The following is a 26225-nucleotide window of genomic DNA, read 5'->3' on the forward strand; positions in this document are numbered from 1 at the left end:
CCACCAATGAAAACAGCGCGCGGAAATTCCGTTTCAGCTCCCAAAGAAAGGAACTGTATCCACCATGGTAAGCAAGGTAAAACGACTATTGATCGGGCGTCCGATGAAGTCGAACGAACTCGATCATGAAAAGTTATCCAAGGTTAAAGCACTGGCTGTCCTGTCTTCTGATGCGCTCTCGTCTGTAGCCTACGGAACGGAACAAATTTTGATTGTACTGGTGGCTGCGGGGTTTACTGCCATCTGGTATTCCCTGCCAATTGCATTAGCCGTATTGGGCCTGCTGGCCATCCTGATTTTATCCTATCGGCAGACGATTTACGCTTATCCTCAGGGAGGCGGAGCTTACATCGTTGCCAAGAGTAATCTTGGTGTTCCGACAGGGCTCTTAGCAGGAGGGTCTTTGTTAGTGGATTACATTCTGACCGTAGCTGTTAGTGCGTCGGCAGGGACGGATGCGATCACATCGGCTTTTCCAAGTCTTCATAATCACACCGTTCTTATTGCAGTATCCGTTATTATTTTACTTACTTTGATTAATCTTCGCGGAGTTACAGAATCAGCTTCATTCATCGCAATCCCAGTGTATTTGTTTGTGGTGTCAATTGTAGTGTTAATTATCTCCGGTATTATTAAATATGCAGCAGGTGGCGTACATGCGAATGTCCCGGAAATTGGCTCTGCTGTTTCTAATGTTAGTTTGTTTCTACTATTAAAAGCCTTCAGTTCTGGCTGTTCGGCACTTACGGGTGTAGAGGCTGTATCTAATGCCATTCCAAACTTTAAAGCACCAGCTGAAAAGAACGCAGCCAAGACCTTAATGGTCATGGGGGTTATACTTGGATTTATGTTTACAGGTATCACACTACTGGCGTATTGGTACGGCATAGTGCCTGATGAAAAGGCAACGGTTGTTTCTCAGATCGCTGAATCGACCTTTGGCCGCGGAACCTTATATTTTTTCATTCAAGGTATCACAGCAGTAATTTTGTTCTTGGCAGCTAATACAGCTTACTCAGCGTTCCCGCTGCTCGCATTTATGTTTGCAAAAGATAAATATATGCCACATGCTTTTATGGTTCGTGGTGACCGTCTAGGTTTCTCTAATGGTATTATTTTTCTAGGTGTTCTGTCTGCTGTGCTTGTAGCTGCATTCCACGGAAATACAGAAAGCTTGATTCCACTTTATGCGGTTGGTGTATTCATTCCTTTCACATTGTCACAGCTAGGAATGATGGTTCATTGGTTTAAAACAAAACCAGCGGGATGGAAAAAAAGATTTGTTGTAAATACCATCGGTATGCTGACTACATTGACGATTACGCTTATTTTTATCATCACTAAATTCTCAAGCGTATGGATGGCTTTCATTTTCTTACCTGCTGTAATGTTCGTGTTCCACCGGATTCACAAGCACTATTTGAACACTGCAGATCAGCTTCGTATATGCCCGAGTACAGATAAACCTTTGATTAAAGGCAGTACAGTTGTTGTTCCTGTTGCGGGTGTAACACGTGCTGTACTACATTCCATCAGCTATGCCAAGTCTTTAACGGATAATGTTGTAGCCGTGTATGTTGGCTTTGATGAAGAGGACATTCAAAAAATGGAGCAACGGTGGGAGGAATGGAATCCGGGTGTACGCCTGATCGTACTTCGTTCCAGATATCGCAGTATTATTCGTCCGTTAGTGAAATTTATTGATACAGTGGAGTGGAAGACCGCAGCGACGGATCATATCACGATTCTGATTCCACAGTTTATAACTAAGCATTGGTGGCAAGCTGTACTTCATAATCAGACCAGCTTTTTAATCCGTTCGTATCTAATGAATTCAAAAGATGTTGTAGTTGCGACTGTCCCATATCATTTGAATAAATAATGGATCATTAAGGAGAGGCTATATCCGGAACGTTCGGAATATAGCCTTTTTGTATTTTTTAAGAAGGAAATTGTTGCAAATCCACAAAATTTTAAATTTATATGTTGACATAGAGAATGAGAATCAATATCATTTAAAAGTGAGGCAGAGGTAGGCAACACCTTTGGGTAACTTAGCTTGTACACACTAGGAGGGTATTTAATGTTTTTGTTTAACAGAAAAAGATTTGGAAGCATGAAATTAACGATGATCGGATTAATGGTGATGGTGCTATTTTTATCCGCTTGCGGTAATAATAATTCCGGTAACGCTTCAAACGCAGGGACAGAACCAACTACAGCACCTACTACTGAAGCCACAGAAGCTCCTGCAGCTCCTAAGACGTTAACGGATGCAATGGGACATGAAGTAACGATTCCGGCAAATCCACAACGTGTACTGGGTTCTTATTTGGAGGATGCTTTAGTAACTCTAGGTGTGACTCCAGTAGCACAATGGTCTGTGCCTAATGGTGTTCAGGATTATCTGTCCACTGAATTGAAGGATGTTCCTACGATCAGCTACGATCTTCCGCTCGAGGCAGTAACCAGCTTTGCTCCGGATCTAATTCTCATCCCATCGGAATCTTCTGTACAGAACGGTATCTATGACCAACTGAATAAGATTGCACCGACTTATGTAATTGGGGATGAACTAAATCAAGATTGGCGTAAATCGCTACTCAAGATTGGTGAAATTCTGAACAAGACCCCTGAAGCAGAGAAAGCCATCAAAGATTATGAAGATAAAGCGGCTGCAGCGAAAGAAAAGCTTAAAGGAGCTATTGGAGATGAGTCCGTGGCGATTTTATGGTTGGTACAAAAGAACTTCTATATTGTAGACGAAACTCGCAGCAGTGGTGCTGTATTATATACAGACCTTGGTGTAAAGCTGCCTAACTTAGTAACAGAAATTCCTGTTGGTACAAGAGCTACTTGGAATCCAATTTCGCTAGAGAAGCTTTCTGAGCTGACAGCAGATCATATTATCCTTGTAAATAGTGATAAGACTGAGGGTTCGGAGATTCTGGACAGTGCGATTTGGAAAGGCATCCCGGCTGTAAAAGCTGGTAATGTGCATGAAATGAGCTCAACCAGCAGTTGGCTGTACAGTGGTGCGAACGCTGGCGGCAAAATTATTGACGATGTGTTAAAAAGTTTTGTGAAATAAAAGTCGTAGTACACCATGAATGAGACTGATCATTTAGGTGGGGAAGGGCGTGCAGATCAAGTATCTTAGGATACTTAGATCTGCACCATTTTTTTATAAACCAATTCCTGTATTACTGAAAAATAACTCCTACAATTGTACAACCTAATTTTTTTTGCGATAATGAGAATGATTGTTGTTATCATATAGACCATTGTAACTATCGATTAAGGAGACGACTCATGGTTTCACCCTCAGATTTCGCACATCGTAATAAAAATGATACACAAAAAGCTCTACATACCCGACCGGCAGCTGCAATGGGTATTCTAGTGATTGGACTCGCTGCCATTGCCTTTGGACTTGCACTTTCGGTCTCAGTGGGTGCGGCAGATATCAAGCTAGCTACGGTATGGGAAGCAATATTTCATTTCAATCCAGATATACAAAAACATCAGGTGATAAGAGAACTGCGATTTCCACGCGCGATAGCAGGTGCTTTGGTCGGTGCTTGCTTCGCAGTAGCAGGGGCAATCATGCAGGGGATGACAAGGAACCCTCTTGCGGATTCAGGTCTGTTAGGCTTGAATGCGGGAGCAGGTGTAGCGCTGGCCATAGTTTTTGCTTTTGCACCTTCGATCTCATTCACTTCACTAATGTTGTTTTGTTTTATAGGTGCTGCTATAGCGTCTTTTATCGTATTTGGAATCGGGTCGCTATCTTTTAATGGCCTTACCCCTTTACGTTTGACGCTGGCAGGTTCCGCGGTTAGTGCACTACTGGTTGCTGTTAGTCAGGGCATAGCTATTCTTTTTAACTTATCCCAGGATATAGCCTTCTGGTTGGCTGGCGGAATGGGTGGGGCAAGCTGGACTCAGATCAAGATTATTTTTCCTTGGGTGTTCGTGGCATTAATCGCAGCGATGATGTTAGCGCGGTCTGTCACCTTACTCAGCTTAGGAAGAGAAGTTGCAGTTGGTCTGGGGCAGCGGACAAGATTAGTACAGTTGGCATGTATGATTGTTGTAGTAGTTCTTGCCGGAAGTGCAGTCTCAATGGTTGGCCCGATTGCTTTTATAGGACTAATTATTCCACATGTAGCACGTTATTTCGTTGGAGTAGATTATCGCTGGATCATTCCTTGCTCGGCAGTTCTTGGGAGCTTATTGATCATCTTTGCGGATATCGCCGCTAGAATGATAAATGCCCCTTATGAGACGCCGCTAGGCGCATTAATTGCCATCATCGGTGTACCTTTCTTTATTTACTTAGCGAGTAAGCGGAAGGGGGAGCTGTAATGCACAGAACAACCCTTTCTCCCAATGAAAATGAACGCCGTACACGTGCTATTACAGTGTTATCGGTCCTTGCCATATTGATCGTTGTTGTTTTTATTGTCAGTATGAATACAGGATTTATGCGTCTATCCCCACGGGAGGTATTACATACACTGCTGGGTGATGGAACTCATCAGCAAAAGCTTATTTTATTTGATTTCAGATTACCTCGCATCGTAATTTCATTGTTGGTTGGAGCGGGCTTTGCAGTGTCAGGCTGTATTTTACAAAGTCTCGCAAGAAATGCACTTGCCGAACCGGCTACGCTGGGCATAAGTGCGGGTGCTGGTTTTGCGGTAATCATTTTTATCTCGTTTTTTCCGGCTACAACAGCAGCTCCGGTATTTGTCTTGCCGCTCTTAGCGCTTGGTGGGGCTAGCTTAACCGCCGCTTTAATCTATATTCTTGCTTATAGAAAAGCAGATGGTCTATCTCCAACAAGGTTGATCCTTATCGGGATTGCAGTCGCTGCCGGAATTAACGCTTGCCAGCTGGTGTTGGCACTTCGGCTTGATCCTAATAATTATCAGTTTGTAGCGACTTGGATCGCCGGGAAAATATGGGGTGGCGATTGGAGATTCGTACTTGCTCTGCTACCTTGGATAGCGATTCTGTTACCGTTCGCCTTCTATAAAGCCCGTATTCTTAATGTATTGAATCTAGGGGACCATACTTCAGTAGGGCTTGGAATGCGAGTGGAGAAGGAGCGTATTCTCCTTCTAGTGACAGCAGTTGCGCTTGCCGGCTCCTGCGTTGCTGTAAGTGGAGGAATTGGCTTTGTCGGCCTAATTGCACCACATCTTGCCCGCAAGCTTGTGGGACCCCGTCATCAGGTATTATTGCCCGCTAGTGCGTTGACAGGGGCGCTTCTTATGATTACTGCTGATACTATCGGCAGATGGGTGTTACAGCCTGCAGAAGTTCCAACAGGCATCGTGGTTGCGATCATTGGTGCACCTTACTTTTTATATTTACTCGCCAAATCGAAAGCATAATGCGTACGAAGCGAGTTTTACTATGTAGTTCATTCTAGGAGCATAGCTCCATAAAACTTTTAAGGAGTTGTTAACATGTCAGAACGTTTGAACACAGAAGAGTTAAGTATTGGGTATGCAGAGGCTACAATTGTTAAAGGGTTGAACTTAACTATCCCTACGGGAAAAATAACCGCACTAGTGGGCGCTAACGGTTCTGGTAAATCTACAATTCTTAAAACAATGGCCCGGATCATGAAGCCTAAGAGCGGCAGTGTAATGTTGGACGGTAAATCGATCCATAACTTTTCAACGAAAGAGGTAGCTCGTCAGCTTGCGATCTTACCGCAAAACCCAACGGCTCCAGACGGACTAACGGTCTCTGAACTTGTCAGCTATGGTCGCTTCCCGCATCAAAAAGGATTTGGCACAATGACAGCAGAGGATCGCAGCATTATCTCCAACGCAATCACTGTTACAGGTATGGAGCCTTTCCATGACCGTCCGATTGACCGCTTATCTGGAGGACAACGTCAGCGTGCTTGGATCGCTATGGCATTGGCGCAAGAAACTGACATTCTATTCCTGGACGAACCAACAACATTTCTAGATATGGCTCACCAGCTTGAAGTTCTACAGCTTCTGCAAAAGCTGAATGAGGAAGAAGGCCGTACCATTATCATGGTCGTGCATGATTTGAATCATGCTACTCGTTATGCACAGCATATGGTAGCTATTAAATCCGGTACTGTGGTTAGTGAAGGCTCACCTACTGAAGTTATGACACCAGATGTACTGCGGGAAGTGTTTGGAATTGAGGCAGATATTGTTCCAGATCCACGCACCGGTGTGCCGCTGTGCCTTCCTTACGAGCTTGCTGCATACAAAGCTGTGTAATCATAATTGAAAATCATACAACGAACAGGCTCCCGTCATTGACAAGGGAGCCTGTTCGTTGTTACAGTTGTGGTTGCCTACAAATCCATGATACCACTACTAAAAATAGATCAAGGACCATCATTTATACATGGTTAAAGGAGCATGAAACATGAATATTGACAAAATTCAAAATGACCTAGAGCAGCTAATGACTGCAGGGATTGTGAAGAGTCATGAGAACTTAAAAGATCACGTGTATACCAAAATGGGCGGTAAAGCTGATATTTTGGCAGCACCAGCTACTTATGAGGAAATTCAAAAGATCGTTACATATGCGGAACAGAATGGGATAAACCTTACGGTACTTGGGAATGGCTCCAATGTGATTATCCGTGATGGAGGAGTGCGTGGAATAGTTCTGCAAACGGCAGGACTAACGGATGTGGGGATTCGAGACAATCTCTTATATGCGGAGTGCGGCGCTAAGATTATTGATGTTTCCAGATATGCGCTGGATATGGAGCTTACGGGTCTTGAGTTCGCCTGTGGCATTCCCGGAACGGTTGGTGGAGCGTTATACATGAACGCAGGCGCTTACGGCGGAGAAATTAAAGATGTACTGCATAGTGCGCTGGCTATAACTAAGAGCGGACAATTAGTGACTCTGCAAGGGGATGAGCTGCAATGGGGTTATAGAAAAAGCGTATTCGCAAGCGGTGAATACATCGTACTTGAGGCCAATTTTGCTATGACTTCAGGTGATGCATTAGCCATCAAGTCGAAAATGGATGAACTTACTTACCTGCGTGAATCCAAGCAACCGCTTGAGTATCCTTCCTGTGGTAGTGTCTTTAAACGTCCTCCAGGTCGGTTTGCAGGTCAGTTAATTCAAGAGAGTGGCTTGCAGGGAACAAGAATCGGTGGTGCTGAGGTATCCAAGAAGCATGCAGGGTTTATTGTAAATGCAGATAATGCAACCGCCAGCGATTACATTGGGCTAATTCACCATGTAAGAGCGATTGTGAAGGATAAATTCGGCGTGGAGCTTGAAACTGAAGTGGAGATCATTGGGGAAGAGTAACTATTTATTAGAAAGAGCCCACAGATTACTGTGGGCTCTTTTGCTGTCATTACATATGGCTTAATCCACAGAAAGGGTATATTTAGCTCTTTCAGTAGTTATTTCCGCCTTGCGATCACTTATGTCCTCAATCCGAAGCCCGTCAATAGCTAAGTCATAGGTGGAGTGTGGTAGCGATACTAGCTCACCATCGGCGTTTAAAGTGCTGCCAAATCCTTTTAATATTAATGCACTCCCAAGATAATCATCGATAACATCCTCCGCACTCCGAAACTCAACAGCCTCTAGATTAAAATGAATTTTATCCAGATCACGAAGCTCTTTCTTTTCAATTACAATAGTTTCATTCACATGACTGTTAATCCAATCCATAAGTTTCTGTATACTTTGTTCCATTAGATGATCCCACCCTTACCTCGAAGATTATTATGTTTAAGTTACCCTTTTCTTAGGATTTGAATCCTTATTTTTGCCACATCTGAGCGGATTTGAACAAAGGAAGGTACTAAGGAATAGCGAATGTTACAGAATAGCAACAACAGAGATAATCCTCTACAACCAGAATAAGGATAGAAGAAAGTTAACTATTCTAAAAAGGGGGGAGTGTTATTGATTCAGCTAACTGAGGTCTCAAAATATTATCAGGAGAGGTGTGCAGTTGATCGAATTACTTTCACGGTGGAGAAAGGTGAGGTCTTTGGATTTCTAGGTCCCAATGGTGCAGGGAAGACTACAACGATGCGAATGATGACAGGGCTTCTTCAGTCTACAAGCGGAGAAATTTTAATTAATGACATGAATATTTCACGTCATAAAAAAGAAATCCATGCTCAAATTGGTGTTGTTTTCGAGCTTCCGAACCTATACATGCGTAGTTCTATTCGAAATAATCTGGAGCTGTTCGCTGATCTGTATAGGGTAGCAGGAAATCGAGTGAATGAAGTCATGGAAACCCTCCAACTGTTAGATAAGGAAAAAGCTAAAGTAAGCAGCTTATCCAAAGGCTGGAAGCAGCGTGTTCTAATCGCCAGAGCATTATTACATAAGCCTCAAGTGTTGTTTTTAGATGAGCCTACAAGTGGGTTAGATCCAAATTCAGCTTCACTCATACGTAATCACGTCAAGAGAATTCAAGAAGAAGGCACAACCATTGTCCTAACGACGCATGATATGCACGAAGCCGAGGCATTAAGCGATAGAGTGGGCATCATGCACGCTGGTGCATTGGTGGCACTTGATGAACCGCATAGACTTAAGACCATTTATGGTAAACCAGAAATTGAAGTTATATATCAGCAGGATGGGAAAGTGGTTATGAAATCCTGGCCGATTGCAGAAGAAGCTACTAAAGATCATATCTATCAGTTAATGTCGATGAATCAAATTCTAAGTATGCACAGCAAAGAAGCTTCGCTGGCAGATGTATTCGCTGCCCTGACGGGAAGTGAGCTAAGTTGAGTTATCAGATATGGAAACTGTTTAAACATGAAAGTAAGGATATACTGGGTAATCCTGCGACTGTAATTCTAATAATTTTGCCTATATTTATGGCTAAAATCATCATCACTGTAGTGGACAAGAGCGGTTTGGACTTCATGCTTCTTTCTACATGGATATTATTTGCGCAAGTGATGGTTGGGATCATGATTACCGGCCCAGGATTAATTGAGGAGCGGGAGAGTAAGACTTATGATGCGCTGTTGATTACTCCGCTAAGCAGAGGCCAGATTATTACAGCGAAAGCTGGATCTGTTCTTGTTTTTTCTTTGTTATCACAGCTGATTGTTTATGTACTAAATCAAGGTTTGACAATGGATTTACTCCCTTCCTTATTGTATATGTTATTGGGTGGAATTATCTTTGTACAAGTTGGAATTATCATTGGTTTAAAGGTAAGTTCCTCCAAAAATGGTTCAGCCATCAGCTCCGCATTTATGGTTGTTTTTTTCTTAGTTGCTTCTGTGTACGTCGCTCTTCCAGAATGGACTTATCCGATCTTTGTTATTCTGCCAAGTATTGAAATCGTCCAGAATTTGAACAGTATTCTAAATGGAGAAGGAGTATTGCTCCTAGAAAGCCTGCTTTTGCTCTTGTGGATTGTGGTACTTTCGCTCTGGATTTGGAAGACGGGCAAAGCGTAGAACTTGTCAGAAGCAAATTACCATGGTATAGTTCAAGACGCAATATGCATGAAGAAGAAGTCTGCACGGATTGTGCAGGAGAGGTTCGCGAACTCCCTCTATAAAAAACTAAGAGTATATTAAATCTTATAAGCGGATGCAGTCCTTAACCCGGACGTTGCTTCCGTTTCTTCTTAGTGGAGCAAAGTTTTCGAAATCTCGTTCTTCTTTCCATTACCGGCCAAGGCCGAAGGAAAAGAGAGGGGTTTTTTGTCGTGTCAGAAGGAAGATTGAAAGAGGAAATGCAAGAAGTCACTTTACTTGGTAATCAGGGAACGCAGTACAAGTTTGGTTATGATCCAGCTATTCTTGAGGTGTTTGATAACAAGCATCCAGGGCGTGATTATTTTGTTAAATTCAACTGCCCTGAGTTTACTAGCTTATGTCCTGTTACAGGCCAGCCGGATTTTGCCACACTGTATATTTCGTATATTCCTGAACAGAAAATGGTGGAATCTAAATCATTAAAGCTGTATCTGTTTAGCTTCCGTAACCACGGTGACTTTCATGAGGACTGCGTCAACATTATTATGAATGATCTGATCTCACTGATGGACCCACGATACATTGAGGTATGGGGCAAGTTCACTCCGCGTGGAGGAATATCTATTGATCCTTATTGCAACTATGGAAGACCGGGTACGAAGTATGAGGCGATGGCGGAGCACCGCTTAATGAATCACGACCTCTATCCGGAAAAAGTGGATAACCGCTAATCCCAACAAGTTGATAAGGAGAGATTAAGATGAACAAAAAAGCACTCGTCGTATTTAGCGGCGGACAAGATAGCACCACTTGCCTGGTTTGGGCATTGAAGCAGTTTGAGGAAGTGCAGGTAGTTACCTTTAATTATAATCAGCGTCATGCGGCTGAAATCGAAGTTGCTACAGAAATAGCAGCTAAGTTTAATGTAAAACAGCATATCCTTGATCTTGGGCTGCTTAATCAGCTGGCTCCAAATGCACTAACCCGCCAGGATATTGACATCGTTGCTGGCGAAGGTGATGAGCTTCCTAGTACATTTGTTGATGGACGGAATCTGTTATTTTTATCCTTTTCTGCAATATTAGCTAAACAATTGGGATATTCCCATATCGTCACTGGGGTTTGCCAAACGGACTTTAGCGGGTATCCGGACTGCCGTGATGTATTTGTGAAATCATTGAATGTTACGCTGAATTTATCTATGGACTATGAGTTTGCGATACATACTCCATTGATGTGGCTGGATAAAAAAGAAACGTGGAAAATGGCCGATGAACTGGGTTATTTTGATTATGTTCGCGAACACACATTGACCTGTTACAACGGTATTATTGGCAGTGGCTGCGGTACTTGTCCAGCCTGTCTGTTGCGTCAGCGTGGTCTTGAGCAATATGAGGCGGAGAGAATGGAGGCCGGTTCTTAATGCTTAACGAGGTTTCAGTCTGCAAAATATTTACGTTTGATGCGGCGCATCAACTAATTGGTCACAAAGGGAAATGCAGCAATCTGCACGGACATACTTATAAGCTCGAAGTAGTGCTTAAGGGCAAACCAGAGGCTACGGAAGGCCATTCAGACGAAGGGTTTGTTATTGACTTCAGTGATATCAAGACGACAGTGCAACAAAGCCTTGTAGACCGTCTAGATCATGCTTTTCTCGCTATGGGAAATGAACCTGTGTTAGAGACGTTAACGAATACGGGCTCCAAAGTAGCCTTGTTGTCTTTCCGCACCACAGTGGAGAATATGTCTTCATATATTGCCTACAAGCTTAAGCAAGCAGGGTTGCCTTTGTACTCGGTAAAGCTATGGGAGACTCCAACCTCCTGGGCAGAGGTGCTGGCTGAAGATGTTCCGGATGAAGGGCCATCCTACCGTTTATATGGAGGCTGTGACTGTGAGTAAGATTCCTGTAATTGAAATGTTCGGTCCAACTATTCAAGGCGAAGGTGCGGTAATTGGAGTGAAGACGATGTTTGTCCGCACCTATGGCTGCGATTATCGCTGTGGCTGGTGTGACTCTGCTTTTACTTGGGATGGTACTGCTAAGGATAAGGTTCGAATGATGACCTCGGATGAAATTATGAATGAACTTTTAGCTATAGCTGGAGATAATTTCGACTGTGTTACGATTTCAGGCGGTAATCCTGCTTTGATTGGTGATGGGATGGGCACTTTTATTAACCTGCTTCATGAACGAGGGATACAAGCTGCAATAGAAACTCAGGGCAGTAAATGGCAGGAATGGTTCAATGACGTGGATGTGCTGACAATTAGCCCTAAACCCCCAAGCTCAGGAATGACAACGAATTGGAAAATGCTAGATAACATCATGAGTAAAATGGAGAAACTGGGTCGTTCTACGCATAGCTTGAAGGTCGTAGTGTTTGACGATAAGGATTTTGATTATGCAAAAGACATTCACCAGCGATATCCCAATGTGCAGCTCTTTCTGCAGCCTGGGAATGATGATGTCACTGAAGAAGGCGACATTTCTGCTCGACTTTTGGGAAGGCTGGAATGGTTGTTTAATAAAGTAATCATAGACTCTGAGATGAATAGAGTACGTGTCCTTCCACAGCTGCATGCATTGATCTGGCATAATAAGCGTGGCAAGTAAAAAGTATTTAAATGTAATGGGTGTCTGCTCAGCAGATGCCCTTTTTTTATTGATTTAAGCCTTTAAATAGTAGATAGAATGTCCCATAATCTGGTATGATTTTCATAAAAGTTGTAGGAGGTACTAAATGGGAAATTCAACTGCACTATTAATTATCGATGTTCAAGAAGCTATGTTCTCCTATCCTGATCAAAAGCTGTATGATGAAGAGGGTGTAATGGAGAGAATTATTTCCCTTCAGAACAAAGCTAGGGTAGCAGGTACTCCAATAGTTTATATTCAACACACCGAAGATGAGGAATATACAAAAGGTACGCCCACATGGCAGATCAGTCACCGCATCACACCGCAGGAAGGTGAAGTTATTGTGGAGAAGCCTACTTGGGATGCTTTTCACCGAACCGAACTGCAAGAGGAGCTACAGAAGCTGGGGATCACGAATCTGGTGATTTGTGGGATGCAAAGTGAGTTCTGCCTAGATACGACAATAAGACGCGCATACAGTATGGGTTATAAGAGTGTTCTCGTACAAGATGCTCATAGCACCTTTGATAATGGGGTACTGAATAGTAGTGAGATCGTTAAGCATCATAATGCAGTAATCGGAGGGAGATTCGCCCAGTTACGAGCTGAAAGCGAGGTTCAGTTCTAGATGAGTACACCTCAGGCTGCCATGAAACCTATTCAGCGTTCTCGACTTAGACTATTTGCCGGAAAGCGATATTTTATTTGGAAAAGATATTTGAAATGGTGCACTAGCCGCAGCAAGGTGGCGAAGCAGCGCACTAGTGAAATTTTATCTAATGAAGTAATGACTCATGCTACACCGTTATTAAGAAGTCTACGGAATGTAGATATGGTGCTTCAATACAATAAAATAACCAATTTACGTCTGGCGATAACGAAGCTGGATGGGCTCATGGTGCGCCCGGGTGAGACTTTTTCCTATTGGAGAAGCATCGGTAAGCCCAGTAAGCGAAAAGGGTATCTAGAGGGGATGGTGCTGCATTATGGTGGCTTCCATTCTGGAGTCGGCGGGGGACTGTGCCAGTTGTCCAATCTGATCTACTGGTTGACACTGCATACACCTCTTACGGTTACAGAACGGCATCGGCACAGCTATGATGTATTTCCAGATGAACAGCGTACACAGCCATTTGGAAGCGGGGCCACCTGTTCTTATAATTATTTGGATCTTCAAGTGAAGAATAACACGAATCAAACGTATCAATTAAAGCTCTGGCTGGATGACAGCCATTTGCATGGGGAATGGAGATGCGATGAGCAGTCCCTTTATAAATATGAAGTGTACGAAAGTGATCATCGGATAAGCCTAGAACCATGGGGCGGATATATCCGTAGCAATAAGATCAGTCGAAAAATATTCACACGTACCGGCGACCTAGTTGGAGATGAAGCTGTAACGGATAACTATGCGCTTATGATGTATTCTCCGCTTCTTCATGGATAAGAGGATAAGGTAATGGGTTATAACATAGAAGACACGTTATCGTTCTATCCTATGCTATACTCAAAGGAGCGGCTTAACAGCATGAAAGCATTAACCTACCAAGGGAAGAAGAAAGTGAAAGTTAAAGAGGTTGCTGATCCGAAGATTGAAAAAAAGGATGACATTATTGTTCGAATTACTTCTACAGCGATTTGTGGCTCAGATCTGCACATTTTTAACGGTGAAATTCCAGGTATGCATGATGACTATGTTATTGGTCATGAGCCCATGGGGATTGTTGAGGAGACCGGTCCAGACGTAACTAAAGTCAAGAAAGGCGACCGGATCATTATTCCCTTTAATGTAGCCTGTGGTCAGTGCTACTTCTGCCAGCATGAGATGGAGAGTCAATGCGACAATGCTAATGACGCGAAGGATACAGGCGGATATCTGGGTTATTCCGATACTTATGGGGGCTTTGCAGGAGGGCAAGCCGAATTACTGCGGGTTCCTTATGGTAATTTCGGCCCTTTTGTCGTTCCTGAGGATGCAGAAATGGAAGATGAGAAAATTCTTTTCTTATCTGATATTGTGCCTACTGCTTGGTGGGGAGTCGAAAGCGGCGGAGTGAAGCCAGGGGATACAGTCATTGTTCTCGGCTGCGGGCCTGTTGGACTGCTTACTCAGAAATTTGCCTGGATCAAAGGAGCCTCAAGAGTCATTGCGGTTGATCATATTGGCTACCGTCTGCAGCATGCGAAGCTGACCAATAATGTCGAAATTTACAACTTTGAAGAGATTAAGGATATTGAAGCTCATTTGAAGGAGATAACACATGGGGGCGCAGATGTAGTTATTGACTGTGTAGGTTTGGACGCCAAAATATCTGCTTTGGAGAAAGTGGAAACCACTCTGAAGCTACAGGGAGGCTCACTCAGTGCATTTAGAATGGCCTCGGATATCGTACGTAAATTCGGAACTATTCAGCTTGTAGGAGTTTATGGGCTTAATTACAATATGTTCCCTTTGGGTCATCTATTTGAACGCAACATTACTTTAAAAATGGGACAGGCTCCAGTGATTCACTATATGCCTTTGCTTTATAAGATGATTAAAGAGAATAAATTTGATCCCACAGATATCATTACACATCGCTTGCCTATCAGCAAAGCGGAGCATGGCTATGACATTTTTAGTGAGAAAAAAGAGGATTGCATCAAGGTGGTTCTGAAACCTTAGCCTTTAAGAAGCATGAGCTCTCGTCAGAAATGACATTGCTTATGCTTTTTTTAGTGAAATCTAATGAAAATAGATGCATTTTTTCACGGTCTGCGTTAAATTAACATAAGTGACTTAAGATAGTGAAAGGACGCGTACCATGTGAAGCTTAAAAAACCGCCACTTCCTATTCCGATTTTAATGTTGATTGGGATTGTGGCCATCTCTTTTTCCGCCATTTTTATTAAGTGGTCAGCAGCGCCAGCATCTATACAAGGAATGTATCGGCTGTTGTTCACCTCGCTGCTGATGTTGCCTTTTGCAAGACCATACAGCGGAGCAGCGTTCGCTCTTCGTAAAAAGGACTGGATCATGCTAGTGCTCTCAGGCACTATGCTAGCTCTACATTTTTTGCTTTGGATGGGTTCTTTGAAGTATACTTCGGTAGCTAGTTCAACAATGATCATGGCGCTGGAGCCAGTGTTTATTATGCTGGGCGTTTATTTTTTGTATAAGGAAAAAACGGCTGTGTCTGCTATTCTGGGGCTGAGTATTGCTATTGGCGGAGTAGTGTTTATCGGCTGGGGAGATATTGGTATCTCAGCAGATAATCTTAAAGGTGATTTGTTATCGGTTGGAGGAACAGTCGCGGTAGCTGTGCATATGCTTATCGGTCAAAAGCTTGTCGTGCGCATGCCTTCATATTTGTATAGCTTGATAGTGTTCTTGTCAGCGGCTGGCGTGTTTGCCATATACAATCTGATTATGGGGATTTCCTTCTTCAACTATCCCGCGAATGAGTGGGGAATTTTCCTATTGCTAGCAGTGGTTCCTACGGTGTTCGGTCATATTTTATTTAATTGGCTGCTTCAGTATGTATCCGCAACTACGGTATCTATGAACATCTTAGGAGAACCCGTAGGAGCTAGTATCCTCGCTTATCTGCTTTTGGGTGAACAATTAACTGCGCTACAATGGGCAGGTGGACTTTTGGTTATGTTTGGACTTGGCGTATATTTGTACACTGGAAGAAAGAAAACGATTCAAGTGGCAGAAGCCATTCAGAATGCTTCATAACAGATATTATAATCATAAAGGGGTCGCAAGGTATGGAAGAACTAGATCAAAATTTAGAAACGCAAGCTGGAAAAAGCACCGGACCAACAAGTGAGGAACTGTGGAATGAAGATACGTACACTGCTTGGGTTGCTCGATTTGGTACACCGTCAGAGGCCGCAGCCAAGCTGATCAAGGAACCAAGTAAAAAGCTGTACCCGCTATCTTCTTATTTTGGAGATGTACAGGGTAAAAAGATGATGAATCTCATGGGATCAAACGGAATGAAGGCAGTCGCGCTGTCATTACTTGGAGCGGACGTTACTGTTGCTGACTTCTCAGAAGCTAATGCGCGTTATGCAGCTGATCTCGCACAAGAAGCAGGTGTTCAGCTTAACTATATCGTATCGGATGTTCTTAAGCTGCCAGATCACGTGCTCGATGGTTCATATGATATCGTATTTGCTGAATTAGGAATTGTACACTACTTTACCGACCTAGCACCGTTTATGGAAACCGTCCGCCATTTACTTTCTCCTGGTGGGATTTTTGTTCTACGTGATTTCCATCCTGTGACAACTAAGCTTATATCCTCTAAGGGTTCTACAGCGAAGGTTCGTAAGCACAAAGTTAGCGGGGACTATTTCGATACGACATTGGAAGAAAAAAAAGTCTCGTACTCTAAGTATTTGCCTTCCACAGGCAAACCAATAGACGAACAGGAACATAGCGTTGTATATTGGCGCCGCTGGACGCTTGGAGAAATTGTAACAGCTGCTGCCAGTTCCGGACTTGTGATCCGCCAATTGATCGAAGAACCCAATCTATCCTCGGATGTTTATGATAAAGGAATACCAAAGACATTCACCTTGGTGGCTGGAAAGGGTCAGAACCTGTAGGCAATTCGAATGTAAGGATTCCAACTGTTATACACATATGAGCTTATCTAAAGGCTACTTCGTCCGTAAAAGGACGGTGTAGTCTTTTTTGCTTGCTTCAAAACATAAAATTTTAAACTTTTTTACGGAGATTATTCCATTACATTGGAAACTTATAGGTAATACAATAATTTTACATTCAAAATTTGAAAGCGATTACTTTACAAAAAGGCATTCATAAAGGATTTGAGGTGGATATGAAATGGACGAAGTATTACTACGAATGGCGGGGATTGATAAATTTTTTCCTGGTGTTCATGCATTGAATCAATGTCAATTTGAGCTGAAGCGTGGGGAAGTGCATGCCTTAGTCGGTGAAAATGGCGCAGGAAAGTCTACCTTAATGAAGATTGCCACAGGAGTCTATTCCAAGGATGCGGGTCATATGTGGTACAAGGGATCTGAGGTGGAGATTGCCAATACTCGCGCTGCACAGGAACTCGGGATTAGTATCATTCATCAGGAACTGAATCTAATGCCGCATCTTACAGTGGCCCAAAATATATTTATTGGTCGTGAGCCGCGCAAGGTACTGAAATGGTTCGTTGATGATCTGGAGCTAAATCGTAAGGTGCAGGAACTGTTTGATCAGATGAATCTAAAATTAGATCCGAAGACTTTGGTCTCAGATCTGACAGTTGCTAATCAGCAAATGGTTGAAATCGCAAAAGCTTTGTCCTTCAATGCGGAGGTACTGATCATGGATGAACCAACTGCAGCGTTGACAGATACGGAAATTAACGAGTTATTCCGTATGATCGAGCAATTACGAGAAAAAGGTGTAGGTATTATATACATCTCTCACCGCATGGATGAGTTGAAACGGATCACAGACCGCATTACAGTCATGCGGGATGGTTGTTACGTGGATACTGTTCGGACGGATTCAATAACCATTGATCAGATTATTAGCATGATGGTTGGTCGTGAACTGTATCAAACGTCGAAGCCAACACATTCGTTACAGACAGAGCAAGTCGTACTAGAGGTTCGAAACTTATCCAGTGGGCAAATGTTGAAGGATATCAGCTTTCATCTGAATAAAGGTGAGATTCTGGGCTTCGCTGGATTAATGGGCGCTGGACGTACTGAGGTTGTTCGTGCCGTATTTGGGGCTGATCCTATCGATAAGGGTGAGATTAAGCTGCATGGAAATACGGTTCGTATAAAACAGCCTCACCAAGCGGTGCAGCATGGAATTGGCTATTTGTCCGAAGATCGCAAACGCTACGGGCTGCTTGTAGATATGGACATTAGCATGAATAATGCAATTGCTTCCTTCTATAAATTCCGTAATGTTTTCGGATGGATGAGGGATCGGGAGATGCGAAAGTCCGCGGAGCAGCATGCGGAAGCACTAGCAACCAAGACTCCAAGTGTAAGTCAAAAAGTCAAATTCTTATCCGGTGGGAATCAGCAAAAAGTAGTTATCGGGAAATGGTTAACGAGAGATTGCGATGTGTTGATCTTCGACGAGCCAACACGTGGTATTGATGTAGGAGCGAAAAGTGAGATCTATAAGTTGCTTGATCAGCTAGCAGGTGAGGGAAAAGCGATCATTATAGTCTCTTCAGATCTCCCAGAGATTCTAAGAATGAGCCATCGCATTATTGTCATGTGTGAAGGACGTATAACTGGTGAACTACTCGCAGAAGAAGCATCGCAAGAAGCGATAATGAAATATGCGACGATGCGTTCATAATCGTTCAAGAGTTTATCGGAGGTGTCAAGGTCATGAAGATCGCAGATAAAGGGATTAGCCAGCCTATCAGCTCGAAGCAAACCGGGGCGCAATCAGGGTTTAAACAAAAATTACTAGCATTCGCAAGTTTGATCATTCTGGTTATCGTATTTTCCGTAGCATCAAGTAACTTTTTTCAGTTTTCTAACCTAGTTGGAATCCTCGTCTCGACAGCTGTAATTGGGGTATTAGCGCTGGGTGCAACCTTTGTAATTATTACGGGCGGGATCGACCTTGCTTTGGGTACTGTGATGACCTTCTCCTCGGTGATGGTTGGCGTCATCATTACATTCTGGGGCCTACCTGTTCCACTCGGAATTGTAGGCGGGATTCTAGCTGGTGCACTATGCGGTTTTATAAGTGGTTTAATGGTGGCGAAAATGAATATTCCTCCTTTCATTGCTACTCTGGCGATTATGATGGTCACTAAAGGATTATCACTTGTCATAACGGGTGCCAAGCCGATTTATTTCAATGATGATCCGATTTTTGCCAAGATTGCAATGGGCAAGATGATCCCAGGCATTCCTAACACCATCGTAATCTTCCTATTGCTCGGTGTTATCGCAAGCATCATCTTATCGAAGACCATTATTGGACGCTATAACTTTGCACTTGGCAGCAATGAAGAAGCAACTCGCTTATCAGGTGTGAATACAGTCAAATGGAAGATTGTGATCTATACCATCACAGGGATTTTCAGCGGAATCGCTGGTATCCTGATGGCATCACGGCTAAATTCAGCCCAGCCATCACTTGGCACTGGTTATGAACTTGAAGCTATAGCGGCTGTTGTCATTGGAGGCACATCTTTAAGCGGGGGCGTAGGTTCCATTCTAGGTACAATTATTGGTGCACTGATTATGAGTGTACTGACGAATGGCTTACAGATTATGTCCGTTGCTCAGGAATGGCGGACAGTCATTGTCGGTGTTGTCATCATCATAGCAGTGTATGCTGATATTCTTCGCAGACGGAAGCAATGAACGAGGTATTATCTCCATACGGAGTGATATATAAAGCAAATGACGAGGGGGAAGATTTAAATGAAACAACGTCGAAGAGGGATTATCATGCTTGCCAGTTTATTACTGGCTACTACCTTACTTGGTGCTTGTAACAACAGTGATAGCAAAAAGAGTGCATCCGGTTCAGACAAACCATATATCCCAGTCATTTCAAAAGGCTTCCAGCATCAATTCTGGCAAGCGGTGAAGCAAGGAGCCGAGAAGGCAGCTAAGGAGTTTAATGTCGAGATTACGTTTGAAGGACCTGAAAATGAGAGTCAGGTAGATAAACAAATTGAGATGCTGCAGACGGCGCTAGATAAGAAACCAGCAGCAATCGCGTTAGCAGCTCTCGACAGCAAAGCAGCGATTCCATATCTGGAAAAGGCAAAGGAAAACAATATTCCAATCATTGGCTTTGACTCTGGTGTAGATAGCGATATTCCTGTAGCAACCGCAGCGACTGACAATAAAGCGGCAGCAGCTTTGGCAGCTGATAAAATGGCTGAGTTGATCGGCAAAAAGGGTAAAGTAGGTTTAGTTGTACATGACCAAACAAGCAGCACAGGTCAACAGCGTCGAGATGGCTTCTTAGAACAAATGAAAGCGAAATATCCAGATATTGAAGTGTTAGAGCCGCAATATGGCGGCGGAGATCAGTTGAAGTCCACGGATCTTGCAAAAGCGATGATGCAAGCCAATCCGGACCTTAAAGGAATCTATGGCTCAAACGAAGGATCTGCAGTAGGAGTAGCTAATGCAGTAAATGAATTACAGATGGGTGGTAAGATTGTGGTTATCGGCTTTGACTCAGGTAAACAGTTAATGGATGCTATTCGTAGTGGTGTTGTAGCTGGCGCTGTTACACAGGACCCCATTGGTATTGGGTATCAAGCGGTGAAGGCAGCTGTGCAGGCGATTAAAGGGGAAACCGTAGAAAAGAATATTGATACCGGGTTTCACTGGTACGATAAGAACAATATAGATTCCGATGAGATCAAACCTCTGCTGTACGAATAGAAGAGATTAATAATAGAGGTTGCCTCAAGAAGGCAACCTCTATTATGCTTATCCCAAAAGGTAAACATTTACATTACATGCACTCGTTGAGTCAATAGCTGAGGAGGTGTTGGATGTATAAGATTATTCTAGTTGATGATGAAGACGAGGTTCGTGAGGGGATTAAACAGAAGATAGCATGGAATAATCATGGTTTTGAACTTGTTGGAGATTTCGATAACGGCAGAGATGCCCTTGATGCAGTCGAGCAGTATCGACCGGATGTGATTATGACAGATATTTGCATGCCCTTTATGGATGGACTAGGATTGGCTAAAGCTGTAATGGAACGATACCGGGACGTGAAGGTCATTATCGTAACTGGTTATGAAGACTTCGAATACGCTAAACAGGCTATAACCTTGAAGGTGACGGAATATTTGTTAAAACCAATTAATGCTCGTGAGTTTGCCGAATATCTAAGCAAGATGAAGCAGGATTTGGATGAAGAGCATTTACAAAAGGCCAATATCGCTAAGCTTCGTATGCAATTAAATCAGAGCTTTCCTTTGCTTCGCGAACGTTTTCTGGAGAAGCTTGTTACTACTCGTATGAAAAACGACGAGATCGAGAATAAAATGAATTATTTTCATATACAGCTGCAGGGTGAGGCTAACCTTGCAATCGTAATCGATATAGAAATGGACAATCGTAGCCTGGATATTGCTTCTGATGCTGAGCTACTGCGCTTTGCTGCTTTTAACATTGTGCAGGAGCAACTTGAGAAGGAGCAGGGCGGTGTCGTATTTCAGACGAGAGATGGGAAATTCGCTGCGATATTATCAGGGGATTCCGAAGAGATCGAAGTCACAACACAACTTCTTGCAGATCAAGTACAAACCAGCCTGAACAAGTACTTGAAGCTGACGGCTACCATCGGAATCGGTAGAAAATACGCTGATTTACAGCAAATTCCACAATCATTCCAGGAAGCGATTTCATCCATAGAATACCGATATCTTTTAGGCATAGATAAGGTTATCTCCATACAGGACCTTGAGTTCGGCAAAGGATTGGATCAAGCACATTTCTCTTCATGGGAAAAGCAATTCATATCCGCGTTGAAGACAGGTAAAGCATCAGCGATCTCGGAGGTCCTCTCAAAATGGTTTCAGGAGCTAAAGAGCAATAGCTCTTCTATAGAAGACTGCCGCAGTAGCATCTACCAAATGCTCGTTTCTCTAATGAACTATGTAGTCGATATAGGATTCCCAAATACAGAGCTTGTTTCGCATAATATGTTTGCTGAGGTTGCAGCCCTTAAGACTTTAGATGAAGCTAGGAATTATTTGGAGAGAACTTGCCATGAGTTGATACTCAAGCTATCGGAACAAAGAACAACCGTCAGAACCTCTCAGATGAAAGCAGCAGAAGCTTATATTCGGGAGAATTATTGTAATGACAGCTTTTCACTTAATGAGCTGTGCAGCCATATTTTTATGAGCATCAGTTATTTCAGTGCGACTTTTAAACAGCATACTGGAGAGACTTTTATTGAGTATTTGACTCGTCTCCGTTTGGAAAAAGCTAAAGAGCTCCTTACCGTCACACAGTTGAAGACTTATGACATCGCTGCTAGAGTTGGCTATGCTGATCCTCAGTACTTTAGTGTGATTTTCAAACGTAATGTTGGGATCACACCGAAGGAGTATCGACAGCGACAGAAGGAGAATCTCCTTCTATGAACCCTCATCGCTTCTTCCGGAGTCGAAGTATTCATAATAATATCGCTATTTCTTTTTCCCTTCTTATTCTCTGCACAACTATAGTTCTGAGCTATACTTCATACCGACTCTCCTCAGCTGCCGTCATGGGGAATTCCGTAGCCTATACTTCACAATTAATAGAACAAGTAAAACTGAACATCGAGAATTATATTAGCAACATGGAGAGTATTGCTGCTTTGGTATTAACTAGTAGTGATCTTGAGAGATATGTAAAAGGTTCGAGTTCGGGACAAGAAGGGAAAGTCAAAGATAAGCAGTTAGCCAGCCAATATCTTCGATCTGTCGTCCAATCCCGCACCGACATTTCTTCTATAGTGTATGCAAGCTCGGAGGGTATAACGGTTTCAGATCGACTGGACGCGGTTTTGAAACCGCTTCCTGAGTTGATTGCTCAAGAGTGGTATCAGCAAGCTTTGAACCAGACTGGAGTGGCTGTCTCCTCTTCACATGTGCAGCACTTATTTCAGGATGAATACCGATGGGTAGTGTCGATCAGTAGAAAGCTATCAGATACCTTTTCAGAAATGGAAGCAGATCGACAAGGTGTGCTACTTGTAGATCTTAATTACAGCGTTATTAACAATTTGTGCAAACAAATCGAACTAGGGAAACGCGGTTATGTATTCATCGTAGATCCGTCAGGGAGCCTAGTCTATCATCCTCAACAGCAGCTGATCTACTCGCAGCTTAAGTTTGAGCAATTGGAAACCGTTCTTGGGATTAAAAGCGGGTCGGTTACAGTGAACACTGGGAACGAACAGAAGCTGTACACGGTGGATACAACCAGCTTTGGTTGGAAGATTGTGGGGGTGACCTATCCGGATGACCTGGTTGCTAACAAACAGCAGATGCAAGGTACAGCTGCCTTGTGGGGAGCTGTAAGTCTCATCTTTGCCATGGCTATATCTGTGCTTCTTTCGTACGCACTAACTAAGCCACTTAAGAATCTAGAAATAAACATGAAAAAAGCTGAACGCGGAGAGTTCGACATTCGTGTGGAAATTGAGAGCACGAACGAAATTGGCAAGCTTGCCCGAACATTTAATCTGATGATCATGAAGATTAAAGAATTAATGAGCCAGATTGTGATGGAGCAAGAGATGAAACGTGTGAGTGAGTTGAAGGCATTACAAGCACAGATTAAGCCCCACTTTTTGTACAATACGCTAGACTCGATCATCTGGATGGCAGAGACCGGTAAGATGGAGGAGGTGGTCGAAATGACCTCATCATTATCGAAGCTGATGCGTTCTACGATTGGTGAGGGCGAGGAATTGATTCCGATCGCAAGAGAATTAGAACATATTCGACACTATCTAACGATTCAGAATATGCGCTATCGCCATAAATTCACATATTCGATAGAAGTGGATGAAGACATTCTTAAATGTAGTATATTGAAATTGGTCCTTCAACCCTTAGTTGAAAATGCGATTTATCATGGGATAAAGCATAATCCTGAGCAAGGGCACATCCTGATTAGAGGTAAAAAAGAGCAAAACGATATTACCTTTCAGGTTATAGATAATGGTGTTGGTATGAATCCAGAGCAGATGAACAAGTTATTGCTTCAAAAGGCAGATTACAGGAATGGCAGTGGGGTTGGCGTCGCAAATGTGAACCATCGCATTCAGCTATATTTCGGTGACCATTACGGGTTGTCTTTTACGAGTGAAATGGAAGAAGGGACGACGGTCACTTTAAGAATTCCTGCGCTCTATGAGGGGGAGAATCCATGAGCTCACTATGGTCGAAAATAGGCTTGTCTGCTCTACTGGTAATCTTCATTGTAGTGCTTGGGTGGGTAGGTTATCGTATGTTTATGAACGATCTTGATCCAAAGGTCAGAACCATTATCTACGTTCCTAAGACTATCGATACCAGTATTGAATTCTGGGAGGTAATGAAACAAGGAGTGGCGACTGCTGCCAAGGAATTCGGTGCAGATGTCCATACGGTAGGAACAGATACCGAGCTAGATGTAGATAAGCAGATTCAATTACTGGAACAGGCGATTGAGGAGAAGCCCGATGCCATTATTTTAGCTGCTACCGACTATTATCGTCTCGTTCCGGTTGCTGAGCAGATTAAGGCGGCTGGTATCACTCTTATTACGGTGGACTCGGGACTGAACGGCGGTGTATCGGAGAGCTTTATTGCTACAGATAATTATGAAGCAGGCCGTAAAGCAGCGCAGAAGTTGATTGAAAATATTCAAAGCGACGATCAAGTCGCCATTATGAATTTTGTACCAGGCTCCGCTACAGCTATCGAGAGGGAGAAAGGGGTTCGGGATGCTTTATCTCAGAATGGAGTTAATCTTGTGCAGGATACCCTTTACAGTAACGGATCTTCGAAGAAGGCATATCAATTAACTGTTGATCTTCTAAAGAATCAGCCACAACTAAAGGGAATCATTGGCTTAAATGAGCCCTCTACATTAGGTGCGGGACTGGCAATTATGGATATGGGCTTAAAATCAAAAGTGAAGCTGGTTGGGTTCGACAATTCCAGTAGTGAGGTTCAGTTGCTGGAGAACGAAACGATGCTGGGAACGGTGATTCAAAAACCTTTTACTATGGGGTACTTGGCTGTGAAAACTGCACTTGAAGTCGTTTCAGGTCACAAAGTAGCTCCTGTTATGGATACAGGCTCCGAATTCATTACGAAGGAAAATATGTACACAAGTGAGAATGAAAAGTTAATGTTTCCCTTTATAGAATAAGCAAATAAGAGCGCTCAAAACCATTTTGGTTTTGGGCGCTCCCTTTTATAAAATAAAAGGACCTATTAGTTGTTGTTTAATATATCGGCAAAAGATTGCTGCAACGGTGTTAATATATGATCTTTTCGCCAAGCCAGTACAAAACCACCGCTCTCAGGCAAAACTCCCGGTAGAGGAGCATAACAAAGACGACCTAACGCAAGTTCTGCTTCAATGCTAACTTTAGAACAAATGCCTACGCCATCTCCCTCGCTAACTAACTTCTTTAGAGTTTCAGGTGAATTCAACTCGGATCGGTTCCACAAGCGAATATGATTTATTTCTGACCATTGATCCGCAAATCCCCGTAAACAAGAACCACCCTCATACTGAATCCAAGGCTCAAGCGCGATCTGTTCTGGTGTTAACTTCTCTATAGTTGCAAAAGGGTGACTAGGGGCAAAAATGAGCACAGGCTCGTCGCGGACAACCAGCTGAAAGTTAAAGGATTCATCATGCCAATCAGAAGTGTGTAAAATAGCCATTTGAATTTCTCGGCTTCGGAGTCGTTCCTTTAACAAAGTATCACTTTGGATCGTCATTGAATTATTAATCCCAGGATATTGTTTCATGAATTGGATTAGCGCTTTAGGTAAAATATAAGTTGCAGGTATATAACTTGCTTCCAGCTTTAAAGTACCTTGTGTTGGTGAAGAAAACTGTTTAACAGTACGTTCAGCTTCGGCTGTAAGTGAGACAATCTTGAGCGCATATTGATAAAGGGCCCGACCCGCATCTGTGAGCAGTACTCTTCCACTTCGATATTGGAATAAAGGCGTTCCAAATTCATTCTCTAGATTCTTCATATGAAAAGATACTGTGGGTTGTTTAAGGCCTAATTCAGCAGCTACATCGGTTACTTTCTTATATTTTTCAAGTAGGATAACGATCTTTAACTTCATAATATTCATGACTTTCCTCCGTACAATGATAAGTTGGATAACAAATTATATCTCCATTATAGATTAAATCTATACATATATATAGTTTCTATTGGTATTTTTATCGTTGGCTTTACAAAGTTAAGAAGTTTCTCTAACGAACGAGCTCTAGAATAAGAAGAGTCAGAGGGGCCAAGAAGCTCCGGACAACAACAATAACATATGCGTACAATGCACTTTTACAGTAAACAAGCATAT

The 26225-nt window shown here is 42.9% G+C and carries 25 protein-coding genes and 1 riboswitch; of the genes, 23 read left to right on the forward strand and 2 right to left on the reverse strand.

Annotation, left to right across the window (positions count from 1 at the left end; genetic code table 11):
- The first annotated feature begins 64 nt into the window (after positions 1-64).
- From PAENI_RS27335 to murB, 6 genes are all read left to right on the forward strand, one after another.
- Complete coding sequence (locus PAENI_RS27335) at positions 65-1882, forward strand: APC family permease (protein WP_076298722.1); 1818 nt, start codon at positions 65-67, stop codon at positions 1880-1882.
- 201 nt (positions 1883-2083) lie between these two features.
- A complete protein-coding gene (locus tag PAENI_RS27340; protein WP_149647433.1) occupies positions 2084-3091 on the forward strand; it encodes an ABC transporter substrate-binding protein in 1008 nt (335 codons plus the stop codon).
- Between the two features lie 221 nt (positions 3092-3312).
- Positions 3313-4368, forward strand: coding sequence for a FecCD family ABC transporter permease (locus PAENI_RS27345; RefSeq protein WP_149647434.1), 1056 nt, complete (start codon positions 3313-3315; stop codon positions 4366-4368).
- The gene (locus PAENI_RS27350) at positions 4368-5402 is read left to right on the forward strand and encodes a FecCD family ABC transporter permease (protein WP_149647435.1); all 1035 of its coding nucleotides are present in this window, start codon (positions 4368-4370) and stop codon (positions 5400-5402) included. Before PAENI_RS27345 ends, PAENI_RS27350 begins: the two co-directional genes overlap by 1 nt.
- A 75-nt stretch (positions 5403-5477) precedes the next feature.
- Complete coding sequence (locus PAENI_RS27355) at positions 5478-6278, forward strand: ABC transporter ATP-binding protein (protein WP_042188632.1); 801 nt, start codon at positions 5478-5480, stop codon at positions 6276-6278.
- A gap of 151 nt (positions 6279-6429) precedes the next feature.
- Positions 6430-7341, forward strand: a complete 912-nt coding sequence (gene murB, locus PAENI_RS27360; protein WP_149647436.1) for a UDP-N-acetylmuramate dehydrogenase — start codon at positions 6430-6432, stop codon at positions 7339-7341.
- 60 nt (positions 7342-7401) lie between these two features.
- Here the strand turns inward: murB and ymzB are convergent, their stop codons facing one another.
- The gene (ymzB, locus tag PAENI_RS27365) at positions 7402-7737 is read right to left on the reverse strand and encodes a protein YmzB (RefSeq protein ID WP_042188628.1); all 336 of its coding nucleotides are present in this window, start codon (positions 7735-7737) and stop codon (positions 7402-7404) included.
- Positions 7738-7950: 213 nt separating this feature from the next.
- Between ymzB and PAENI_RS27370 the strand changes: the two genes are divergently transcribed.
- The 17 genes from PAENI_RS27370 (at position 7951) to PAENI_RS27450 (ending at position 25047) form a co-directional block, all read left to right on the forward strand.
- A complete protein-coding gene (locus PAENI_RS27370; protein ID WP_149647437.1) occupies positions 7951-8799 on the forward strand; it encodes an ABC transporter ATP-binding protein in 849 nt (282 codons plus the stop codon).
- An 89-nt stretch (positions 8800-8888) separates the two neighbouring features.
- Positions 8889-9482 (forward strand): ABC transporter permease, encoded by a 594-nt coding sequence (locus PAENI_RS27375; RefSeq protein ID WP_339264969.1) that lies wholly within the window; start codon positions 8889-8891, stop codon positions 9480-9482.
- 74 nt (positions 9483-9556) lie between these two features.
- Positions 9557-9600, forward strand: a riboswitch (PreQ1 riboswitch).
- 163 nt (positions 9601-9763) lie between these two features.
- Positions 9764-10237 (forward strand): preQ(1) synthase, encoded by a 474-nt coding sequence (queF, locus tag PAENI_RS27380; protein WP_042193989.1) that lies wholly within the window; start codon positions 9764-9766, stop codon positions 10235-10237.
- Between the two features lie 29 nt (positions 10238-10266).
- Positions 10267-10929 (forward strand): 7-cyano-7-deazaguanine synthase QueC, encoded by a 663-nt coding sequence (gene queC, locus PAENI_RS27385; RefSeq protein ID WP_042188622.1) that lies wholly within the window; start codon positions 10267-10269, stop codon positions 10927-10929.
- Complete coding sequence (locus tag PAENI_RS27390; RefSeq protein WP_076298716.1) at positions 10929-11411, forward strand: 6-pyruvoyl trahydropterin synthase family protein; 483 nt, start codon at positions 10929-10931, stop codon at positions 11409-11411. The genes queC and PAENI_RS27390 overlap by 1 nt, the downstream gene beginning before the upstream one ends.
- On the forward strand, positions 11404-12126 hold the full coding sequence (gene queE / locus PAENI_RS27395; RefSeq protein ID WP_188114709.1) for a 7-carboxy-7-deazaguanine synthase QueE: 723 nt from the start codon (positions 11404-11406) through the stop codon (positions 12124-12126). Before PAENI_RS27390 ends, queE begins: the two co-directional genes overlap by 8 nt.
- A 127-nt stretch (positions 12127-12253) precedes the next feature.
- The gene (locus PAENI_RS27400; protein WP_042188616.1) at positions 12254-12778 is read left to right on the forward strand and encodes a cysteine hydrolase family protein; all 525 of its coding nucleotides are present in this window, start codon (positions 12254-12256) and stop codon (positions 12776-12778) included.
- Positions 12779-13597 (forward strand): VanW family protein, encoded by an 819-nt coding sequence (locus PAENI_RS27405; protein WP_262495755.1) that lies wholly within the window; start codon positions 12779-12781, stop codon positions 13595-13597.
- Between the two features lie 81 nt (positions 13598-13678).
- Positions 13679-14815, forward strand: a complete 1137-nt coding sequence (locus tag PAENI_RS27410; RefSeq protein WP_076283791.1) for a zinc-dependent alcohol dehydrogenase — start codon at positions 13679-13681, stop codon at positions 14813-14815.
- Positions 14816-14956: 141 nt separating this feature from the next.
- Positions 14957-15871, forward strand: coding sequence for a DMT family transporter (locus PAENI_RS27415; protein ID WP_188114710.1), 915 nt, complete (start codon positions 14957-14959; stop codon positions 15869-15871).
- A gap of 32 nt (positions 15872-15903) precedes the next feature.
- A complete protein-coding gene (locus PAENI_RS27420) occupies positions 15904-16749 on the forward strand; it encodes a class I SAM-dependent methyltransferase (RefSeq protein ID WP_149647439.1) in 846 nt (281 codons plus the stop codon).
- A gap of 241 nt (positions 16750-16990) precedes the next feature.
- Positions 16991-18490 (forward strand): sugar ABC transporter ATP-binding protein, encoded by a 1500-nt coding sequence (locus tag PAENI_RS27425; protein ID WP_149647440.1) that lies wholly within the window; start codon positions 16991-16993, stop codon positions 18488-18490.
- A gap of 32 nt (positions 18491-18522) precedes the next feature.
- Positions 18523-19515, forward strand: coding sequence for an ABC transporter permease (locus tag PAENI_RS27430; protein WP_076283610.1), 993 nt, complete (start codon positions 18523-18525; stop codon positions 19513-19515).
- Positions 19516-19575: 60 nt separating this feature from the next.
- On the forward strand, positions 19576-20556 hold the full coding sequence (locus tag PAENI_RS27435) for an ABC transporter substrate-binding protein (protein WP_060623448.1): 981 nt from the start codon (positions 19576-19578) through the stop codon (positions 20554-20556).
- A gap of 113 nt (positions 20557-20669) precedes the next feature.
- Positions 20670-22280, forward strand: coding sequence for a response regulator (locus PAENI_RS27440; RefSeq protein ID WP_149647441.1), 1611 nt, complete (start codon positions 20670-20672; stop codon positions 22278-22280).
- The gene (locus PAENI_RS27445) at positions 22277-24061 is read left to right on the forward strand and encodes a cache domain-containing sensor histidine kinase (RefSeq protein ID WP_149647442.1); all 1785 of its coding nucleotides are present in this window, start codon (positions 22277-22279) and stop codon (positions 24059-24061) included. The genes PAENI_RS27440 and PAENI_RS27445 overlap by 4 nt, the downstream gene beginning before the upstream one ends.
- A complete protein-coding gene (locus tag PAENI_RS27450) occupies positions 24058-25047 on the forward strand; it encodes a substrate-binding domain-containing protein (protein WP_149647443.1) in 990 nt (329 codons plus the stop codon). Before PAENI_RS27445 ends, PAENI_RS27450 begins: the two co-directional genes overlap by 4 nt.
- Positions 25048-25112: 65 nt before the next feature.
- Here the strand turns inward: PAENI_RS27450 and PAENI_RS27455 are convergent, their stop codons facing one another.
- Positions 25113-25997 carry a LysR family transcriptional regulator gene (locus PAENI_RS27455; RefSeq protein ID WP_149647444.1) on the reverse strand — a complete coding sequence of 295 codons (885 nt, stop codon included), beginning with the start codon at positions 25995-25997 and terminating at the stop codon, positions 25113-25115.
- Positions 25998-26225: the final 228 nt, after the last annotated feature.

The sequence above is a fragment of the Paenibacillus sp. B2(2019) genome (assembly GCF_008370385.1).
GTDB lineage: Bacteria > Bacillota > Bacilli > Paenibacillales > Paenibacillaceae > Paenibacillus_AQ.

Bases quoted from the DNA above. Each gene is read 5' to 3' on its own strand.
- ymzB (WP_042188628.1), bottom strand. From the start codon at position 7,737: ATGGAACAAAGTATACAGAAACTTATGGATTGGATTAACAGTCATGTG.
- PAENI_RS27445 (WP_149647442.1), top strand. From the start codon at position 22,277: ATGAACCCTCATCGCTTCTTCCGGAGTCGAAGTATTCATAATAATATC.
- PAENI_RS27400 (WP_042188616.1), top strand. From the start codon at position 12,254: ATGGGAAATTCAACTGCACTATTAATTATCGATGTTCAAGAAGCTATG.
- PAENI_RS27350 (WP_149647435.1), top strand. From the start codon at position 4,368: ATGCACAGAACAACCCTTTCTCCCAATGAAAATGAACGCCGTACACGT.
- PAENI_RS27335 (WP_076298722.1), top strand. From the start codon at position 65: ATGGTAAGCAAGGTAAAACGACTATTGATCGGGCGTCCGATGAAGTCG.
- PAENI_RS27425 (WP_149647440.1), top strand. From the start codon at position 16,991: ATGGACGAAGTATTACTACGAATGGCGGGGATTGATAAATTTTTTCCT.
- PAENI_RS27420 (WP_149647439.1), top strand. From the start codon at position 15,904: ATGGAAGAACTAGATCAAAATTTAGAAACGCAAGCTGGAAAAAGCACC.
- PAENI_RS27450 (WP_149647443.1), top strand. From the start codon at position 24,058: ATGAGCTCACTATGGTCGAAAATAGGCTTGTCTGCTCTACTGGTAATC.
- PAENI_RS27440 (WP_149647441.1), top strand. From the start codon at position 20,670: ATGTATAAGATTATTCTAGTTGATGATGAAGACGAGGTTCGTGAGGGG.
- PAENI_RS27455 (WP_149647444.1), bottom strand. From the start codon at position 25,997: ATGAATATTATGAAGTTAAAGATCGTTATCCTACTTGAAAAATATAAG.
- queF (WP_042193989.1), top strand. From the start codon at position 9,764: ATGCAAGAAGTCACTTTACTTGGTAATCAGGGAACGCAGTACAAGTTT.
- PAENI_RS27405 (WP_262495755.1), top strand. From the start codon at position 12,779: ATGAGTACACCTCAGGCTGCCATGAAACCTATTCAGCGTTCTCGACTT.
- murB (WP_149647436.1), top strand. From the start codon at position 6,430: ATGAATATTGACAAAATTCAAAATGACCTAGAGCAGCTAATGACTGCA.
- PAENI_RS27410 (WP_076283791.1), top strand. From the start codon at position 13,679: ATGAAAGCATTAACCTACCAAGGGAAGAAGAAAGTGAAAGTTAAAGAG.
- PAENI_RS27345 (WP_149647434.1), top strand. From the start codon at position 3,313: ATGGTTTCACCCTCAGATTTCGCACATCGTAATAAAAATGATACACAA.
- PAENI_RS27340 (WP_149647433.1), top strand. From the start codon at position 2,084: ATGTTTTTGTTTAACAGAAAAAGATTTGGAAGCATGAAATTAACGATG.
- queC (WP_042188622.1), top strand. From the start codon at position 10,267: ATGAACAAAAAAGCACTCGTCGTATTTAGCGGCGGACAAGATAGCACC.
- PAENI_RS27435 (WP_060623448.1), top strand. From the start codon at position 19,576: ATGAAACAACGTCGAAGAGGGATTATCATGCTTGCCAGTTTATTACTG.
- PAENI_RS27355 (WP_042188632.1), top strand. From the start codon at position 5,478: ATGTCAGAACGTTTGAACACAGAAGAGTTAAGTATTGGGTATGCAGAG.
- PAENI_RS27430 (WP_076283610.1), top strand. From the start codon at position 18,523: ATGAAGATCGCAGATAAAGGGATTAGCCAGCCTATCAGCTCGAAGCAA.
- PAENI_RS27390 (WP_076298716.1), top strand. From the start codon at position 10,929: ATGCTTAACGAGGTTTCAGTCTGCAAAATATTTACGTTTGATGCGGCG.
- PAENI_RS27375 (WP_339264969.1), top strand. From the start codon at position 8,889: ATGGCTAAAATCATCATCACTGTAGTGGACAAGAGCGGTTTGGACTTC.